At 68.3% G+C, this 14,259-nt stretch carries 11 protein-coding genes and 1 tRNA gene; 5 read left to right on the top strand and 7 right to left on the bottom strand.

Going from position 1 to position 14,259, the window contains the following annotated elements:
* Positions 1-90: 90 nt before the first annotated feature.
* Positions 91-164 (bottom strand) — tRNA-Gly (locus OG226_RS24355).
* A 578-nt stretch (positions 165-742) separates the two neighbouring features.
* Here OG226_RS24355 and dcd point away from each other — a divergent pair.
* Positions 743-1,318 (top strand): dCTP deaminase, encoded by a 576-nt coding sequence (dcd, locus tag OG226_RS24350; RefSeq protein WP_318017687.1) that lies wholly within the window; start codon positions 743-745, stop codon positions 1,316-1,318.
* 2 nt (positions 1,319-1,320) lie between these two features.
* Positions 1,321-1,830 (top strand): phosphoribosyltransferase, encoded by a 510-nt coding sequence (locus OG226_RS24345; RefSeq protein WP_328680999.1) that lies wholly within the window; start codon positions 1,321-1,323, stop codon positions 1,828-1,830.
* Between the two features lie 252 nt (positions 1,831-2,082).
* Here the strand turns inward: OG226_RS24345 and OG226_RS24340 are convergent, their stop codons facing one another.
* The 6 genes from OG226_RS24340 to OG226_RS24315 all read right to left on the bottom strand — a co-directional run bounded on the left by OG226_RS24340 (position 2,083) and on the right by OG226_RS24315 (position 10,378).
* Positions 2,083-2,652, bottom strand: coding sequence for a hypothetical protein (locus OG226_RS24340; RefSeq protein ID WP_329350010.1), 570 nt, complete (start codon positions 2,650-2,652; stop codon positions 2,083-2,085).
* Positions 2,653-2,743: 91 nt separating this feature from the next.
* Positions 2,744-3,769: a Yip1 family protein gene (locus OG226_RS24335; protein WP_328680997.1), complete on the bottom strand. Its 1,026-nt coding sequence runs from the start codon at positions 3,767-3,769 to the stop codon at positions 2,744-2,746.
* Positions 3,770-3,885: 116 nt separating this feature from the next.
* Complete coding sequence (locus OG226_RS24330; RefSeq protein WP_328680996.1) at positions 3,886-5,382, bottom strand: FG-GAP and VCBS repeat-containing protein; 1,497 nt, start codon at positions 5,380-5,382, stop codon at positions 3,886-3,888.
* A 1,681-nt stretch (positions 5,383-7,063) separates the two neighbouring features.
* Positions 7,064-7,423 carry a hypothetical protein gene (locus OG226_RS24325; protein ID WP_328680995.1) on the bottom strand — a complete coding sequence of 120 codons (360 nt, stop codon included), beginning with the start codon at positions 7,421-7,423 and terminating at the stop codon, positions 7,064-7,066.
* 57 nt (positions 7,424-7,480) lie between these two features.
* Positions 7,481-7,882 (bottom strand): hypothetical protein, encoded by a 402-nt coding sequence (locus OG226_RS24320; RefSeq protein WP_328680994.1) that lies wholly within the window; start codon positions 7,880-7,882, stop codon positions 7,481-7,483.
* Between the two features lie 204 nt (positions 7,883-8,086).
* Positions 8,087-10,378, bottom strand: a complete 2,292-nt coding sequence (locus OG226_RS24315; protein ID WP_329350009.1) for a (Fe-S)-binding protein — start codon at positions 10,376-10,378, stop codon at positions 8,087-8,089.
* A gap of 240 nt (positions 10,379-10,618) precedes the next feature.
* Here OG226_RS24315 and OG226_RS24310 point away from each other — a divergent pair, with 240 nt between their 5' ends.
* The 3 genes from OG226_RS24310 (at position 10,619) to grpE (ending at position 14,241) form a co-directional block, all read left to right on the top strand.
* Positions 10,619-11,641: an MraY family glycosyltransferase gene (locus OG226_RS24310; RefSeq protein ID WP_329350008.1), complete on the top strand. Its 1,023-nt coding sequence runs from the start codon at positions 10,619-10,621 to the stop codon at positions 11,639-11,641.
* 96 nt (positions 11,642-11,737) lie between these two features.
* Positions 11,738-13,582: a molecular chaperone DnaK gene (gene dnaK / locus OG226_RS24305; RefSeq protein WP_328680990.1), complete on the top strand. Its 1,845-nt coding sequence runs from the start codon at positions 11,738-11,740 to the stop codon at positions 13,580-13,582.
* Positions 13,579-14,241, top strand: coding sequence for a nucleotide exchange factor GrpE (gene grpE, locus OG226_RS24300; RefSeq protein ID WP_328680987.1), 663 nt, complete (start codon positions 13,579-13,581; stop codon positions 14,239-14,241). The genes dnaK and grpE overlap by 4 nt, the downstream gene beginning before the upstream one ends.
* Positions 14,242-14,259 lie beyond the last annotated feature (18 nt).

The raw sequence follows: 14,259 nt of genomic DNA, 5'->3' as shown, positions 1-14,259 counted from the left end.
CAGCGCCCTTATGGTGCGGATGTGGTGCGCACCCCGCCCACTGGTCCAGACAACAAACAACCCCCGGGTCATCGACCTGGGGGTTCGTGTTGGAGCGGGTGACGAGAATCGAACTCGCACTCTCAGCTTGGGAAGCTGATGTTCTACCACTAAACTACACCCGCGAAAACGCCGGTTGAACCGGTGTCGGAACGCCCCGTCACTGTACCGCATGTCCGCTCCCCGGCGCTGAGGCCATGGGGGCCCGGCTGTGTTCCGCAGGGCGGACGCGGCTGCGGTGGGCCGGAGTTGGGGCGTACGGTGGAGGCGTGGAAGAGGGTCTGGGTGGGACCGGAGTGCCGCCTGGAGAGTCGTTCCTTTCATCCCGTAATGTGGCATTTGGCGTCCGGCGAGCAGCAGTCGGGCGCGGCTCTTGGGGAAGGGACTCATGGACTTGATGGAGCGCACCGTCGTCCGATGTGCCGATGGGCACGTGTTCAGTACCGCTTCGTTCCCGATGCAGCAGGCGGAGCGGCTCGGCCCCGGCCGACTCGTGCGGTGTCCGCGGTGTGCCCGGCTCCGGAGTGTGGTGCTGGTGACCTTGGAGAAGCAGTAGCAGTAACCGTAGAACCAGCAGTAGCAGTAGCAGTTGCCGTAGAACCGGCAGGAGAAGTAGCGGTATCAGCAGCGGTATCGCGGTAGTCGCTGGCGCGCGGGTCCGTCCGATTGTGGTCGGTCCGCGCGTCTTGCGTATCCTCGGGGCGTGCTTCTCTCAGACAAGGACATCCGGGCCGAGATCGACGCCGGGCGGGTCCGGATCGATCCCTACGACGAATCCATGGTGCAGCCGTCGAGTGTCGACGTGCGCCTCGACCGCTACTTCCGGGTGTTCGAGAACCACCGCTACCCCCACATCGACCCGTCCGTCGAACAGGCGGATCTGACGCGGCTGGTGGAGCCGGAGGGCGACGAGCCGTTCATCCTCCACCCCGGCGAGTTCGTGCTCGCCTCGACCTACGAGGTCGTGACCCTCCCCGACGATCTCGCCTCGCGCCTCGAAGGAAAGTCCTCCCTCGGCCGGCTCGGGCTCGTCACGCACTCCACCGCCGGGTTCATCGACCCCGGCTTCTCCGGCCACGTGACGCTGGAGCTGTCGAATCTCGCGACCCTCCCGATCAAGCTCTGGCCGGGCATGAAGATCGGCCAGCTGTGCCTGTTCCAGCTCAGCTCGGCGGCCGAGTTCCCCTACGGCAGCGAGCGCTACGGCTCCCGCTACCAGGGCCAGCGCGGCCCGACCGCCTCCCGTTCCTTCCTCAACTTCCACCGGACGCAGGTGTGACCGTGGGCGGTGTGCGGGAGAACCTGACCTACGAGGCGTTCGGCGTCGCCGTGCGCGAACTCGCGCAGACCATCGCCGACGACGGCTACGAGCCCGACATCATCCTCAGCATCGCCCGCGGCGGAGTCTTCGTCGCCGGCGGCCTCGCCTACGCCCTCGACTGCAAGAACATCAGCCTCGTGAACGTCGAGTTCTACACGGGCGTGGGCACCACCCTCGACATGCCCGTCATGCTCGCGCCCGTCCCGGACGTGATCGACTTCTCCGACAAGAAGGTCCTGATCACCGACGACGTCGCCGACACCGGCAAGACCCTCAAACTGGTCCGCGACTTCTGCCTCGACGCCGTCGCCGAGGTCCGCAGCGCGGTCGTCTACGAGAAGTCGCAGTCCCTGGTGAAGTGCGAGTACGTGTGGAAGCGCACCGACGAGTGGATCAACTTCCCGTGGAGTGTGCTGCCAGTGGTACGTAGGTCGGGCGAGCCGACCACGCCGTCAAAAGAAGCGCTCTGACCTGCGCCTTCTCCAGGTCCCTGAGAGAGTCCCTTGCCAGATGATCGGCGAGGGACTCTCTTGCTGTCCCGATGTGCGGGCGCGGTGCAACTCGTCGGCGAACATGGCCGGCCCGTGCGCACAGGGCTGATCGACGTGCTGCCGCTGGTTGTCAGGGAGTCACTGCTCTGGGACCGAGGTTGGACGGTCGGGGGCGTGACCTGGGGATCTCTCGCGCTTCTACTCCTGACTCAGCCAACCCGGCCCCTGCTCTCATGTGTCCGCGTCATCGGGGGTCGGCAGGAGCGCCGCCAACTCGCTGTCGTCCGGGCGGTGGACCGCCTCGGCCGCCTTGCGCAGAACGGCGCGGTCGACCTTGTCCGCGTCCGCGATCAGATGGACCACCACGGCGTCGATGGGCACCGCGTATTCGTGGCTTTCACCCGCTGTGCGGTACCAGGCGTCGCCGTCGTGCTCACAGGTGACCGGCTTGTCCGTCACCTCGCCCAGCGGCTGCTTGGGGCAGCTCTCCGCTGTCAGCGTGCCGTGACCTGCGAAGAGGCCGAACTTGCTGGCACCTTCCTCCGACCGGTACGCGGTGACGAACTCGTCCTCGTACTCGCCGACCGACGCCTGGAACACGGTGTAGCCGGAGACCTCGGTGACATAGACGAGTTCCGGTGCCACACCCCAGCTGCGCGCGGCTGCGTCGAGGTCGGCGCTGTCGGCAGCCGTCCCGCCGTTCTTGTCCGAGCCGCATCCCGTGAGGAGAACTGGCAGCAGGAAAAGGGGAAGCAGCGCACGCGCGGGTCGCATCATGGGACGCCTTGAATCGTCTGTCATGGAGGCATCTTCTACGACGACGAAGGGCTCCCGGCGTGAACCGGGAGCCCTTCGTCGTCGTAGCGGAGGAACTGTCGTAGCCGAGGAGCCTCTAGAACGTGCCCAGTTTCACGATCGACAGCAGGGCGATGAGTTGGATCGCCGATGCGCCCAGGGCCTTCGGCCAGGGGAGGTCGTGGGAGCGGCTGACCATCATCGTGAGGAGGGCGCCGGCCGCTACCCAGGTGGCCCAGCCGAGAGCTTGGACGAAGGTCGCGTCGCCGCCGAAGAACATGGCGAAGACCAGGCGGGGGGCGTCCGTGAGGGACATGATCAGCATGGAGAGGCCGACCGTGGGCTGCCAGGCGCCGTCGCCGCCGAGCTGGCGGGCCAGCGTGTGGGTGACCACGCCCAGGACGAAGGACGACAACACCATCGCCACGGCCGTGATCAGGACGATCGGGACCGCGTTCGCCAGGGTGGCGCTTATCGCGTCCGCGCGGGCGCCGTCGAAACCGAAGACCGCGAGCAGGCCGTAGAGGAACGTCACGATCAGGGCGGTGCCCCACATCGTGTAGTCCCGCATCTGGAGGAAGGTCTGCTGGGGGGCGAGGACGATGCCTCTCAGCAGGTCCTTCCAGTGCAGGCGGGGGCCGACCGGGCCGGTGGGCGCCTGGGCCGAGCCCGCGCGGTACGTACCGCCCTGGGTGTACGGGTCCTCCCCTACGGCGAAGGCCTGGGTGCTGCCCGGGTTGTTCGCCGCGTACGGGTCGGGGGTGCCCGGGTGGGCGCCCTGGCCGTACCCGCCGCCGCCGAAGTACTCCGGCTCGTCGCCGTAGGCGCCGTTCCCGCCGTTCCCCTGGGACCACTGCCGGCCGCCGCCCGCAGCACTTCCGTACTGCGGTTGCTGCTGCGGGTACGGCTGCGGAGCCGCGGGGTAGCCGTACGGCTGTCCCTGCGGCGCCGGGGGTGCCTGCTGCCCGTACGGAGGTTGTTGAGGGCGCGCTTGCGGGGCCCTGCCGTCCCGGCCGCCGCGTCCGATCCTGAATCCAGCCACGTCATCGAACGTACCTGGTTCCGCGGAGACACGTGCCGGGCCGGGGCTTTCGGCCGGGGCTTTGCTGCCGAGCTGTGACATCCCCTAAGGGGAGTCAGGCGGGAGCCCTGAGGGGGTGACAGGGGCCGGGCCCGTGTCGGCCGTGGTGGTCGGTCGGCGCGGGCCCGGCGGAGAAGAAGTACAGGTCGAGGCGGGTCCTAGTCGGCGAAGAGGGAGCCGAACTGGGCCGTGCCCGAGGTGGAGACGCCCACCGAGGTCACGGAGAGGGCGCGGGAGCCGATCGTACCGATCTTCGTGCCGGTGGAGGGCAGGTAGGTCACCGCTCCGTCGCCGCCGTCCTCGGCCTGGCCGATGATCAGGTCCGCCTTGCCGTCGCCGTTGACGTCGTCGAGCTTGACGTCCTCGCCGAACAGGTCGTTCTTCTCGTCCGTGCCGGGGACACCCGCCGTGCTCTGGGCGAAGGACTGGAGGCCGGTGGAGGTGTTGATACCGCTCGCGGAGCCGTACATGACGGTGACCATGCCGGCGTTGGAGACGCTGCCGAGGTCCTCCGCCGGGGTGGAGACCACGAGGTCCTGGTAGCCGTCGCCGTTGACGTCACCCAGGTCCAGGTCCCAGCCGAAGCCGTCGCCCTTCTCCGAACTGCCGGGTACGTTCCCGGTGTTCTGGGTGATGCCGGTGGTCGAGGCCGGGCCGGACGCGGAACCGTAGGTGATGCTGGCCTTGCCGCCGTTCGCGGAGTCGGGGATGGTCTGGCCGTCGCTGGTGGTCGCGTCCCAGTCGGCGCCGGTGACGATGTCGCCGTAACCGTCGCCGTTGATGTCGCCTATGCCGGTGACGATGCCGGGCTTGAGGGTTTTGACGCCCGCGACGCTCAGGCCGGTCGCGCTGCCGGGCAGGTAGTAGTTGGTGTTCCAGCCGTTGTCGGTCTGCGTCTCGTAGCCGTCGACCACCAGGTCGGTACGGCCGTCGCCGTTCACGTCGCCGGCGGTGAGCTGCTCGGGTCCGTACGGGTAGCCGGAACTGCCGGGCTGGATCGGGGGTTTGACGGTGTAACGGCCGCCGGGCCGACCGGTGGAGCTGCTGAAACCGCCCTTGTAGACATAGAGGGTGGCGGCCGAACTGCCCACCGCCAGGTCCGCCTTGCCGTCGCCGTCGAAGTCGCCGGCCGCCAGGGACAGGCCCCAGTAGTCGTGCGAGGAGACGGCCGGGTCCGGTACGTCGCTGCTCTTGCCGGTGAGGCCGCTCGCCGAGCCCCACAGGATCGCGAGGGCGCCGCCGTCGGTGTCGGTGCCGACCTTTTCGCTCGGCGAGGCCACGGCGAGGTCGTCGTACCCGTCGCCGTTGAAGTCGGCGTACGCGGTCGCGCCGCCGAACCAGTCGCCGGCCTCGGCGGTGCCGGGCACGGTGCCGGAGTTCTGGCTGATGACCGAGCGCTTGGCCGAGGTCACGCCGGAGGCGCTGCCGTACAGCGCGACTATCTGGCCGGCGTTGGCGTGGCCGCTGACATAGGCGCCGGGGGCCGAGGCCACGACGTCGCCGAATCCGTCGCCGTTGAAGTCGGCCTTCGCGACCTTGAACGAGTCGGCGGCGCTGGCCGTCGTCGCCGAGAGCGTGAGCAGACCGCCCGTGAGCGCGGCCGCGGCGGCTGTCGCCAGGGCGAGACGCAGGTGCGGGTGATGCTTCTGGTGCATGCGGGGTTCTCCTGCGGCATGCGGGGGATGCGTGGCGGGCATCCGCGTCGATGTGGTTGCGGACCGTCCATGTTTGCCGGGAGTTGTCCCTGGCTTCACGGGTGGTTGGCGATCAGGAGACCTGTCGTGGTGCGTAAAGGTTGTACGTGACTTCGGAGGCGGGCGGGGTTCTCGGGGCGGGTGCGGCGATGACAACAGCTGGGGCTCAACTCGCTACCCGGAACTGCCACTTGCGTACGTCGTGACGTGACCGTCGGACCGCCCGCTTCTTGGCCAGTGTCAGGACTGCGAGAAGCGAGCGGGCGGCCCCGAGGGATGGGCGGCCCAAGTACGCATCCCCCACCTGTACTGCGTTCCGGGCCGGGGTGAGGGGACGCGTCCGCGTCTCGCCAGCACGCCGGGCCGGCTCAGCGGCTGCCGCCTGGCGGGGACTTGCTGAGCAGGAGGCTAAGTGGCAAGGAGTGCTGGGGAGTTCGTGGTCGGGGGGAGAGAGGGTGATCTGCGGATCTGTACCTCGGGCGTGCATCAGGACTCCGGGTGGGGGTGCAGAGTGCACCGGACGGGGACCAACGTCACGAGCATCGGGTCATGGGCAACAGGCCGCGGGTGGTGGGCAGTTCCGGGCCACGGGCATGGACAGGGGGAGACTCCGGACCGGTTCCGGGCGGCGGCCCGGGCGATGGTGTGGGTGGTGGCCCGGGCGATGGCCGTCCCCCCGTTTGCCGGTCGGCTCTCCCCGGGCCCCGGGCCCCGGGGTACTCGGTCGGCAGAATGTGACAGTCAAGGCGGAAGTGTCACATTTCGCGGACCCACCTCCCCCCTCCTGGTTCCGACTTCCGACTTCCAGCCCTGCCCCCTAGGGAGGCTGGGGTCTTTTCTAACCGGCAAAGGTCGCGACAGTGGTTATATTTACCCCCGGCTTCCAGCACCCATCCACCCACCCACCCACCCGGGGTCGGCCGCTGAGCCGAGGCGGCGTACTGGCAAGACGGCAACACGCCCCCATGTCCCGTACCCCCGTGCTCTCTCCCCCTCCACCGGTCGGTAGCCGCCAAGCCCACCCGGCGTGCAGGCGAGACGCGAACGCGTCCCGTCCCACCGGCCCGGATCTAACCAAGAGGGGGCAGTCCCACCGCGCCTCCCACCCCACCGACGGGTAGCCGCTGAGCCAGCCCGGCGTGCCGGCGAGACGCGGACGCGTCCCCGCGCACCGTCCCGGATCAGCCGAAGGCGGCGGTCACCACCCGCGCCTCCCACCCCACCGGGCGATAGCCGCTGAGCCAGCCCGGCGTGCCGGCGAGACGCGAGCGCGTCCCCGCGCACCGGCCCGGATCAGCCCAAGGCGGCGGTCACCACCCGCGCCTCCCACCCCACCGGCCGATAGCCGCTGAGCCAGCCCGGCGTGCTGGCGAGACGCGAGCGCGCCCCTTCGCACCGGCCCGGAACGCAGTACAGACAGGGGCCCGCCCACCTTGGCCACCCGTCCTTCCGGGCCGCTCGCTCGCTTCTGGAACGGGCTGGAGCGGCCCTAGTCAAGGGTGGCCCGCAGGGCCATCGCCGAAGGCGACGCGTAGCGCAGCGAAGCGCCCTTTACTCGGGCCGTGGAAGCACGACACTGGCTGAGAAGCGAGTGGCCCAATGTTCATGTGTCAAGCCGCGTTCGCCTTCCCCGCCTTGTGTTTTACGGCGTGCAGATGTTCTTGAGTTGGCTTGCCGCCGTGTCGATCTTGCTGGGGTCGGGGGTGGTGTCGCCGTTCAGGATGGACTTGTTGTAGTCGGAGATCGCCTTGTTGAGGTTGTCGACTGCCTTGTTGAACTTGGTGTTGTCCGAGTCGGCGTCGATCTTGGCGATGGATTCGTTGTCGTGGATGGCCTTGAGGCTGTCGGAGATCGTGTTCCAGTTCTGCAGGCAGGTCAGGGAGTTGGAGGCGTCGGAGGAGGCAGCGGGGGTGGTTGGGTCGCAGGCCGTCAGTAGCCCGGCAGTCAGGGCTATGGCTGCGGCTGTGGTGGCGAGGGTGGCCGTGCGGCGGTTCGGGGGCATGGGAGGGTCCTTCGAGGGGAGTTCCGGCTGGGGGTACGCGGGGCGATCGAGGTGGGGTCAGGCCCAGGGCTCTTCCAGTCGTGCCTTGGTGGTCGGCTCGCGGCGGTTCGCCAGCAGGCCGCCCGCCGCGCCCAGGGAGACCAGGCCCATGCCCGCCGCGGTCGCGATGCCCTTGACGCCGTCCATGGAGAAGTAACAGAACGCGGCCACACCCCCGTTGAAGAGGAACAGGAACCACAGCGTCGACCGCTTCGACAGGAACGCCTTGATCTTCGGCTTCTTCGCGATGCGGGAGCCGGCCAGGAGCGAGACGGCGATACCGGTGTAGGTGGCGGCGTTCTTCGCCGTACCGTCCAGCACCGCCCCGGAGGCCGTGCTCGCGGCGAGGCCGCCGACGAAGAACGACCACAGCAGCAGGTTGGCGACGAGCGACTTCATGGTGGCGAGCAGCGACTTCACGGGAGTTCCTTCGGAGGGCATCGGAGGGCATCGGAGGCATCGGAGGGGGCGTGTTCTCTTGCCTCTACGATTCCGTCGCGCGCTCGCCGTCACGAGGGACCGTTCTCCCGGATCAGGGGTGTAGCCCGCTACACCCCACCCCCTACGACGACGCCCCGCACCCTTTGGCAAGGGTGCGGGGCGTCGTCGTAGAAGACCGGCTGGTTACTTCACCGGCTGGGGTTCCGGGGCGTTCTCCGGTTCCTCGGTGCCTGCCGGGGGCTCGTCGTCCGACGGCTTTCTGACCGAGTCCAGGAGGAGTTGGGCCACGTCGACCACCTGGATCGATTCCTTGGCCTTGCCGTCGTTCTTCTTGCCGTTGACCGAGTCGGTGAGCATGACCAGGCAGAAGGGGCAGGCCGTCGAGACGATGTCCGGGTTCAGGGAGAGGGCTTCGTCCACGCGTTCGTTGTTGATGCGCTTGCCGATGCGCTCTTCCATCCACATGCGCGCTCCGCCGGCGCCGCAGCAGAAGCCGCGTTCCTTGTGGCGGTGCATTTCCTCGTTGCGGAGGCCGGGGACGCTGGCGATGATCTCGCGCGGGGGTGTGTAGATCTTGTTGTGGCGGCCCAGGTAGCAGGGGTCGTGGTAGGTGATGATGCCCTCGACCGGGGTCACCGGGACCAACTTGCCCTCGTCGACGAGGTGTTGGAGCAGCTGGGTGTGATGGATGACCTCGTAGTCACCGCCGAGCTGCGGGTACTCGTTGCCGATGGTGTTCAAGCAGTGCGGGCAGGTCGCGACGATCTTCTTCGCCGACTTCGGCTTCGCGGACTCCGCCACGACCTTGCCGTCGTCGTCCAGTTCCTCGCCGAACGCCATGTTCAGGGCCATGACGTTCTCCATGCCGAGTTCCTGGAACAGCGGCTCGTTGCCGAGCCTCCGCGCCGAGTCGCCCGTGCACTTCTCGTCGCCGCCCATGATCGCGAACTTGACGCCCGCGATGTGGAGGAGTTCCGCGAAGGCCTTGGTCGTCTTCTTCGCGCGGTCTTCCAGCGCGCCCGCGCAGCCGACCCAGTACAGGTACTCGACCTCGGACAGGTCCTCGATGTCCTGGCCCACGACCGGGACCTCGAACTCGACCTCCTTGAGCCACTCCAGGCGCTGCTTCTTCGCCAGGCCCCAGGGGTTGCCCTTCTTCTCCAGGTTCTTGAGCATCGTCCCGGCCTCGGACGGGAACGCGCTCTCGATCATCACCTGGTAGCGGCGCATGTCGACGATGTGGTCGACGTGCTCGATGTCCACCGGGCACTGCTCGACGCAGGCGCCGCAGGTGGTGCAGGACCACAGGACGTCCGGGTCGATGACCCCGTTCTCTTCGAGGGTGCCGATCAGCGGGCGTTCCGCCTCCGCGAGAGCCGCCGCGGGGACGTCCTTCAGCTGCTCCTCCGTCGCCTTCTCCTCGCCCTCCATCGACTTGCCGCCGCCCGCCAGCAGGTACGGGGCCTTGGCGTGCGCGTGGTCGCGGAGGGACATGATCAGGAGCTTGGGGGAGAGGGGCTTGCCCGTGTTCCAGGCGGGGCACTGCGACTGGCAGCGGCCGCACTCGGTGCACGTGGAGAAGTCCAGCAGGCCCTTCCAGGAGAACTGCTCGACCTGGGAGACACCGAAGACGTCGTCGTCGCCCGGGTCGGTGAAGTCGATCGGCTTGCCGCCCGACGTCATCGGGAGCAGGGCGCCGAGGGAGGTCTCGCCCGTCGCGTTCCGCTTGAACCAGATGTTCGGGAACGCCAGGAAACGGTGCCAGGCCACGCCCATGTCGGTCTTCAGGGCGACCGTGATCATCCAGATGAAGGAGGTCGCGATCTTCAGGCCGGCGAAGAAGTAGGTGAGGTTCTGGAGTGTCGAGACGTCCAGGTGCCGCAGGGCCGAGACCACGGGGTACGAGATGAAGAAGGACGCCTCGTAGCCGTCGACGTGGTGCTGGGCGCCTTCGAGCGCGTGCAGCATGAAGATGCAGACGCCGACGATGAGGATGACGGCCTCGACGAAGTACGCCTGGCCGAAGTTCGAGCCGGCGAAACGGGACTTGCGGCCCGGCTTGTTCGGCTTGCTCAGCTGGCGGATCACGATCAGGGCGAGGATGCCGAGGACCGTCATCGTGCCGATGAACTCGACGAAGACGTTGTACGGCGCCCACTCACCGATGATCGGCAGCAGCCAGTCGGCCTGGAAGAGCTGGCCGACGGCGTTGACGATCGTCAGCAGCAGCGAGAAGAAGCCCACCGCGACGAACCAGTGTGCGACGCCGACGACACCCCAGCGGTTCATCCTGGTGTGGCCGAGGAACTCCTTGGCCACGGTGACGGTGCGCTGGACGGGCTCGTCGGTGCGGGTGCCCGCTGGCACGTTCTGGCCGAGTCGCATGAAGGTGTAGATCTGCAGGACGGCGCGGGCGAACAGCGCCACACCGACCACGATCAGTACCAGCGACACGATGATCGCGGCGAGTTGCATTTCAGGGCTCCTCGGGCCTGCGAGGGGTCATGGCATTACCACCCAGCACATTACTAAGCGGTAACTTAATCGGTTCGACCGAGACTACCCCTATCTTGCGTCGCACTGTAGCCAGCCGTGCGGTGATGTGTGTCGCTGAGGGTTGCCTAAAAAGACCTGCTCCGGGCTTGTTCCCGAGCTTGTTACGGTCTGATCGTGTTATTCGTACTGAATTGGTACATTTGCGTCTAATTTGGATCCGTGCTCTACGGGATTCTCGCCGCCACGACCGCCCTGCTCCTCTCCGCCCTCCTTGCCGCACTGCTCCGGGTGCCCGCACTGCGGGCGCGAATCGTCGACCGCAGACGGCGGACGCGTCCGGTACCGCTGCTCGGGGGACTCGCCGTCGCGCTCGCCGTCGTGTCGGTGACCTGGGCGTGCCACTGGACCGGCGTCGCCCCGCTCGGCGACGGCGTCGGCGGGCTGCTGGGCGCCGGGTCCGCCGTGGCCGCGCTCGGGCTCGTCGCCGACGTGTGGCGGCTGAAGACACGGTTCCTGGTCCTCGGTACGGCCGTGGCGGCGGCCTGCGTCGTGCCGTACGGCGAGATCGGGGTGCCCGGTGGAGCGCTGGCCGCGGTCTGGATCGTGTTCGTCGCCGGTGCCTTCAAGGGGCTCGATCACGCCGACGGGCTCGCGGGGACCGTGGGGGTGGTCACCGCCTTCGGGGTCGGGGCCTGTGCCGCGATGGAAGTGATGGACGGGCTCGCGGTGCTGCTCAGTGTGCTGGCCGCCGCGCTCACCGGGTTCCTGATGCACAACTGGCATCCCGCGCGGATCGCGCTCGGCGCGTGCGGGTCGCTGTTCACGGGGTTCGTGCTCGCCTCGGCCGCCGTGGTCACGCAGGCCGGGCGCGGGTTCGCGTCCAGTGCGGGGGTGCTGTTCGCGCTCACCGCCGTCGCGAGTGCGGATGCCGTACTGGTGTTGCTGTCGCGACGGCTGGCCGGGCGGGCGTTGCTGCGGGGCGGGCCCGACCATCTCGCCCATCGGCTGCGGCGGTTGGGGCTCACTCCGCAGGGCGCGGTGGTGGTCCTGGCCGTCGGGGGGTTCTCCGGAGTGCTCGTCGGGGTGCTCGTGCACAACGGGTGGATCGGTGAATCCGCCGTCGTGTGGGTGGTGGGCGGGGCCCTGGTCGTCGTGTTCGGGCTGCTTAAAGTGAGTGTCTACGGGGCACGACGTGCAGCGTCCACGCAGGTCAGGGCGCAGTTGCGTGTAAGGAACGGATAAGAGTTGAGTCTGGTCGACTCAGCTCTGTTGACCCAGCGGTGAGTGTCGTGCACACTTGAGTCCGTTCCACTCAAGTCATTGCTGGAGGAATCAACCATGGCACGTGCGGTCGGCATCGACCTGGGCACGACTAACTCCGTCGTCAGCGTTCTTGAAGGCGGCGAGCCCACCGTCATCACCAACGCAGAGGGCGCCAGGACCACGCCGTCCGTCGTCGCCTTCGCCAAGAACGGCGAGGTGCTCGTCGGAGAGGTGGCCAAGCGCCAGGCGGTCACGAACGTTGACCGGACCATCCGTTCCGTGAAGCGCCACATGGGCACGGACTGGAAGATCGAGCTGGACGGCAAGAGCTTCAACCCGCAGCAGATGAGCGCCTTCATCCTGCAGAAGCTGAAGCGCGACGCCGAGGCCTACCTGGGCGAGAAGGTGGCCGACGCGGTCATCACCGTCCCGGCGTACTTCAACGACTCCGAGCGTCAGGCGACGAAGGAGGCCGGCGAGATCGCGGGCCTGAACGTCCTGCGCATCGTGAACGAGCCGACCGCCGCGGCGCTGGCGTACGGCCTCGACAAGGACGACCAGACGATCCTCGTCTTCGACCTCGGTGGCGGCACCTTCGACGTGTCCCTCCTGGAGATCGGCGACGGCGTCGTCGAGGTGAAGGCCACGAACGGCGACAACCACCTCGGTGGTGACGACTGGGACCAGCGGGTCGTCGACTACCTGGTGAAGCAGTTCGCGTCCGGTCACGGCGTGGACCTGGGCAAGGACAAGATGGCTCTGCAGCGTCTCCGTGAGGCTGCCGAGAAGGCCAAGATCGAGCTGTCCAGCTCCACCGAGACCTCGATCAACCTGCCCTACATCACGGCGTCCGCCGAGGGCCCGCTGCACCTGGACGAGAAGCTCACCCGCGCCCAGTTCCAGCAGCTGACGGCCGACCTGCTGGAGCGCTGCAAGACGCCGTTCCACAACGTCATCAAGGACGCCGGCATCTCCATCAACGAGATCGACCACGTCGTCCTCGTCGGTGGCTCCACCCGGATGCCCGCCGTCGCCGAGATCGTCAAGGAGCTGACCGCCGGCCAGGACGCCAACAAGGGCGTCAACCCGGACGAGGTCGTCGCCATCGGCGCGTCCCTCCAGGCCGGTGTCCTCAAGGGCGAGGTCAAGGACGTCCTGCTCCTCGACGTCACCCCGCTGTCCCTCGGTATCGAGACCAAGGGAGGGATCATGACCAAGCTCATCGAGCGCAACACCACGATCCCGACCAAGCGGTCCGAGATCTTCACCACCGCCGAGGACAACCAGCCCTCCGTGCAGATCCAGGTCTACCAGGGCGAGCGCGAGATCGCGGCGTACAACAAGAAGCTCGGGATGTTCGAGCTGACCGGTCTGCCGCCGGCCCCGCGCGGTGTCCCGCAGATCGAGGTCTCCTTCGACATCGACGCCAACGGCATCATGCATGTCACGGCCAAGGACCTCGGCACCGGCAAGGAGCAGAAGATGACCGTCACCGGCGGCTCCTCGCTGCCGAAGGACGAGGTCGACCGCATGCGCCAGGAGGCCGAGCAGTACGCGGACGAGGACCACCGTCGCCGCGAGGCCGCCGAGTCCCGCAACCAGGGCGAGCAGCTCGTCTACCAGACGGAGAAGTTCCTCAAGGACAACGAGGACAAGGTCCCCGGCGAGGTCAAGACCGAGGTCGAGGCCGCCGTCGAGGAGCTGAAGGCCGCGCTGAAGGGCGAGGACACCGCCGAGATCCGCACCGCCACCGAGAAGGTCGCCGCGGTCTCGCAGAAGGTCGGCCAGGCCATGTACGCCGACGCCCAGGCCACCCAGGCCGCGGGCGGCGACGCCCCGGGTGCCGAGGCGCCCAAGGCGGACGACGACGTGGTGGACGCCGAGATCGTGGACGACGAGCGCAAGGACGGTGCCGCGTGACGGAGGAGACCCCGGGCTTCGACGAGAAGCCCGACGTCCCCTCCGGCGCCACCCCCGACGACGCCGAGCCGCAGGCCGCCTCCCCCTCCAGCAGTGGGGAGGGGGCGGCCCCGGCAGGGGACGCAAGTGCACAGATCGCCGGTCTGACGGCCCAGCTGGACCAGGTGCGCAAGGCGCTCGAAGAGCGCACCGCGGACCTCCAGCGGCTCCAGGCCGAGTTCCAGAACTACCGCCGCCGGGTCGAGCGCGACCGGATCGCGGTCAAGGAGGTCGCCGTGGCGAACCTCCTGACCGAGCTGATGCCCACGCTCGACGACATCGGCCGCGCGCGGGAACACGGTGAACTCGTCGGCGGTTTCAAGTCGGTGGCGGAGTCGCTGGAGACCGCCGCGTCGAAGATGGGCCTGCAGCAGTTCGGCAAGGAGGGCGAGCCCTTCGACCCGACGATCCACGAGGCCCTCATGCACTCGTACGCGCCGGACGTCACCGAGACGACCTGCGTGGCGATCCTGCAGCCCGGGTACCGCATCGGCGAGCGCACCATCCGCCCCGCGCGGGTGGCCGTAGCCGAGCCGCAGCCCGGCGCCGCGCAGACCGGCAAGGCGGAGGACGAGTCCGAGGCCGCCGAGGAGAAGGACAACGGCCCTGAAGAGGGCTGACGCAGCTGACGCACCGAG

The organism is Streptomyces sp. NBC_01261 (genome assembly GCF_036226385.1).
GTDB lineage: Bacteria > Actinomycetota > Actinomycetes > Streptomycetales > Streptomycetaceae > Streptomyces.
Note: the sequence above shows the minus strand (reverse complement) of the source record. Positions and strands in the feature narration are given on the sequence as shown.

Coding starts and splice junctions, on each gene's coding strand:
- OG226_RS24315 (WP_329350009.1), bottom strand. CDS start 10,378: ATGCAACTCGCCGCGATCATCGTGTCGCTGGTACTGATCGTGGTCGGT.
- OG226_RS24330 (WP_328680996.1), bottom strand. CDS start 5,382: ATGCACCAGAAGCATCACCCGCACCTGCGTCTCGCCCTGGCGACAGCC.
- dnaK (WP_328680990.1), top strand. CDS start 11,738: ATGGCACGTGCGGTCGGCATCGACCTGGGCACGACTAACTCCGTCGTC.
- OG226_RS24325 (WP_328680995.1), bottom strand. CDS start 7,423: ATGCCCCCGAACCGCCGCACGGCCACCCTCGCCACCACAGCCGCAGCC.
- OG226_RS24340 (WP_329350010.1), bottom strand. CDS start 2,652: ATGACAGACGATTCAAGGCGTCCCATGATGCGACCCGCGCGTGCGCTG.
- OG226_RS24335 (WP_328680997.1), bottom strand. CDS start 3,769: ATGTCACAGCTCGGCAGCAAAGCCCCGGCCGAAAGCCCCGGCCCGGCA.